The 3,796-nt window shown below is 48.0% G+C and carries 3 protein-coding genes; 2 read left to right on the top strand and 1 reads right to left on the bottom strand.

Annotated features, from left to right (window positions below; genetic code table 11):
• Positions 1–219: 219 nt before the first annotated feature.
• The gene (locus BLR64_RS29815; RefSeq protein ID WP_090720337.1) at positions 220–1,947 is read left to right on the top strand and encodes a glycosyl hydrolase family 18 protein; all 1,728 of its coding nucleotides are present in this window, start codon (positions 220–222) and stop codon (positions 1,945–1,947) included.
• A gap of 130 nt (positions 1,948–2,077) precedes the next feature.
• On the opposite strand, the gene BLR64_RS29810 is transcribed toward BLR64_RS29815, so the two are convergent.
• Positions 2,078–2,446 (bottom strand): DUF2614 family zinc ribbon-containing protein, encoded by a 369-nt coding sequence (locus BLR64_RS29810; RefSeq protein WP_090720336.1) that lies wholly within the window; start codon positions 2,444–2,446, stop codon positions 2,078–2,080.
• A 129-nt stretch (positions 2,447–2,575) separates the two neighbouring features.
• Here BLR64_RS29810 and BLR64_RS29805 point away from each other — a divergent pair, with 129 nt between their 5' ends.
• A complete protein-coding gene (locus tag BLR64_RS29805; RefSeq protein ID WP_167360811.1) occupies positions 2,576–3,451 on the top strand; it encodes a nucleotidyltransferase-like protein in 876 nt (291 codons plus the stop codon).
• The last annotated feature ends 345 nt before the right edge of the window (positions 3,452–3,796 follow it).

The following is a 3,796-nucleotide window of genomic DNA, read 5'->3' as shown; positions in this document are numbered from 1 at the left end:
CATGAATGACGAACATCGGAAAGCCGTATGAGGGAAAACCTCACGTACGGTTTGATGAGGAGGGGCTGAATTTATTCAGCCCTTTACTCTAGCTGAAAACATTAAGGCCATATAATACCGGTTCTTCCACAGAATTGCGAAACCAAAGCGTCAAATATAGCGTATACTTAAAGTTGGTTACTGCACTTAAAATCTATTGATAGTTTTGGAGGATATATTTTGGAGAGCAGACAGAGACAAGGACGCACTAAAAAGCGTGGAAGCCGTCTTCGCCGTTTTATTGGACTTGTTATAATTGCCGCAGCCGCTTACTGGGTCGCTTTTTATGTACTGCCTAACCGGCAGCATACCGATCCCGACTGGAAAGGACTGCAGCAGCCGATTTTTGTTAAGGGGCAGCTAACCGGCTACTCCGCCAGCGGTACAGGTGACGGCCTGCTTTTACCGCTTCCGTTATTGCAGGAGTATGTTGATTCGGCCATCCGTTATGAAGAAGCTACCAAGTCAGTTATCCTGTCTACGGATAATGATTTACTATATATGCAGGAGGATTCAACTTCAGCAAGCCTCAATAACGAGCCTGTTCAGCTCAGGCTTGCTCCCGAGGAGCAAGATGGGGTAACCTATCTTCCGGCAGATTCTCTTGAAGAACTGTATGGTCTGGAGGTAGAGGAGGACAGCAATACAGGTGCTGTTCTGCTGATGACTGCCGGAGAGAGTGTGCCAATCGGCACAGTCAAAGGAAAAGCAGGCGACCGCACCAAGGCGCTGCGGAGTGAGGCGACCATTCATGCGCCTATCGTAGCGGACATGCTTCCAGGAACCGTTGTGCGGATCTGGAATACGGACAATAAAGATGAAGAATGGCTGTATGTGCAGATGAGCAGCGGCTATGCAGGTTATATTAAAGCTGAAGACATTACCGCAGACGGTGAAAAGACTGTTGAACAGCAGGAGTACGAGCCTACGCGTGCAGAACGCAGCTGGAAAGGTAAGGCTGTGAATCTGTTCTGGGAAGCCGTATATGAGCGTAAGCCCAACCCGGCAAATTTCGGTGAGCTCCCGGGGATTAATGTGGTCAGCCCGACCTGGTTCAGCATTGTAGATGTGAACGGAAATGTGCGGAGCAAAGCGGACAAAGCCTATGTAGAGTGGGCCCACAAGCAAGATATGGAGGTTTGGGCTCTGCTCAGCAACAGCTTTGATGCCGACCTTACTACTGAGGCATTATCAAGCTATGAGAGACGGATGACGACGATTGTGCAGATGCTTGAGTATGCCGACTTATATGATCTTGATGGTATTAATATTGATTTTGAGAATGTCTATACCAAGGACGGAGGCAATGTTACGCAGTTTATGCGGGAGCTGAAGCCGATGGCCCAAGCCAAGAATCTGATTGTTTCAATTGATGTTACCCCCAAGTCCAATAGTGAAATGTGGTCCTTATTCCTGGACCGGAAGGCTCTTGGCGCAGCAGCGGACTTCTTGATTGTGATGGCTTATGACGAGCATTGGGCGTCCAGCCCCAAAGCGGGCTCCGTTGCATCCTTGCCATGGGTCGAGAATTCCATCAGCCGGATTATAGAGGAAGATGATGTACCGGCCGAGAAGCTGATTCTCGGGGTGCCTTTATACACACGGATCTGGACCGAGACAACGGAGAATGGAGAGACAAAAGTCAGCTCCAAGGCTGTCGGAATGAAAACAGTCCAGGAACTGTTGGCAGAAAAGAAGCTGACGCCTTCATTCGATAACAAGACAGGACAACATTATGTTGAGTATAAAGAGGATGGCAGTCTTTATAGAATCTGGATCGAGGACAAGGTCTCCCTAAAAGCAAGAGTAGAGCTCGCGAAGTCGTTCGGGCTGGGCGGGGTTGCTTCCTGGACGCGAAGCTTCGGAACGCTTGAGGCTTGGGAAGCATTGCAGGAAATAAGCAAGTAGCTGAACTGTATTGTATACAAAAACAAGGTACTCCCTTCAGGGAATACCTTGTTTTTGTATTTCAAGTGATCTTTCAGTGATTTTTCAGTAGAAGAGAAGATAATAAAAAGATGGCTATACATAAGGCTTGTTAAGGATGGCTGGACTGTTGACTCTCAAGCTGCTCAGCTGTAATGGTTGCCTGGGCCGGATCACGGGTGAGCAGGGTATGACAGAACATGCAGCGGTCGGTTTTGCCCAGCATTTTGGTCAGCTTGTGGCATTCGGGACATTCCAGCTGAACAGCGCTCGTTGACAGCATGCCGGCCCAAAAGTAGATGGCCAGACTGGCCATCATCGAGATCAGGCCGATCACAAGGCCGATTGCCGCTGCTATCTTGCCGGCTGAACCCCAGAAAACGATTCCTGCTGTTCCTGCAATCATCAGGCCCATTCCGAGCATTGTGAGCAGAAGTCCCCAGGTGCGAAAAGCGTTGATTTTAGCCGATTTCATCTTCATGAGTATTTGCTCCTAACTAAAATATAGTTGGGACATCCAGAAGGAACTGACATGAATATGTAGAATATTAATATGTATGAGAATTATAACTGACGTGACGCGAAATCGCCAAATTTGATGGAGGGAAGCATGGAACTATCCAATTTGACCCTATTGAGTGGAGAAACGTTTGATGAAAGTGTCCTGGGTGCTGTAGTACTGAGGCAAAAAGGGAACGCCCCGTTTCAGAGCGCGCTGCTCCACGATTTTGATATGGTGGTGCTGATGCTGCACGCGGAGCAGGAGAAGGAGCGGGTACTGACCCATACCATTGCAGGTGAGAGACGGACACAGACGGTTCATGTCGGTATGCCTGCACTGGAACGAGCCGTACTGGCCGGTGATAACAATGAATTATTAACGAGTCTTATGGCCGGCGAGGTGATTTGGGATCCTGAGGGGATCCTTGGAGAGATGCGGCGTGACATTCTCCGGTTCCAGGGGCCGCTCAAGGAACGGGTATTGTTTATGGAATTTGCCCGCTTTCTGCATATGTATGTGAAGTCCAAGCGTTATATAGAAGCCCGCTGTACTATGGATGCTTATAATTGTGTACTTATGGCCTTGTATCATTGGGCCCGCATTGAAGTAAGTGAGGCAGGGTTCTTCCCGAATCCGGCGGTGTGGGAGCAAGTGAAAAGCCTGAACACTCCGGTTCATAAGTTATATGAAGAACTTACAGTAAGCACCGAAACACTAGAGCAAAGAATCGAGCTCATTCTGCTTGCCTGTGAATTTGCCCTGATGTCCAAGATGTCAGACTGTTGCAGTCTGCTGCTGGACATTCTCGGGAGCCGCAAAGAATCCTGGAGTATCAAGGAGCTGTTACAGCATTCCGGCCTCAGTCCGCTGGGAGCGGAATTGCCGCTGGTGCTTCGCAAGCTGGTGTCACGTTCACAGATAAGAGAAATTACAGCTTGGGCTGATGATGCTTCCGAAGGGCACGCAGTCCGCTATACATTATAAATACAGCTGAATAGGTTAAGCTAAGGAGAGGAAGTGTACTCTCTTTTTTTGTTTGTTTTTGATTATTAATAAGTCCGGAACAACCAAAAAACAAACCGAAATATTAAGGGTTGACTCGAGTGTTGAATCTGTGATAAATTATAACTCGTCCCTCCGACACACCAAGATGCTGAAAGGCATTCGGTGGTCAACGGAAAAAAGAAATCAAAAAAAGATGTTGACAAAAACGAGGACGACATGATATATTATAAAGGTCGCTGCTGACGAGAACATCGGTGGTAACGACGAGCTTGATCTTTGAAAACTGAACAACGAGTGAGTATCGGAATTCACTTCGGTGATTCC

The sequence above is a fragment of the Paenibacillus typhae genome, from assembly GCF_900099765.1.
GTDB classification, from domain to species: Bacteria; Bacillota; Bacilli; order Paenibacillales; family Paenibacillaceae; genus Paenibacillus_AQ; species Paenibacillus_AQ typhae.
This window is presented reverse-complemented; position numbering and strand designations above follow the sequence as displayed.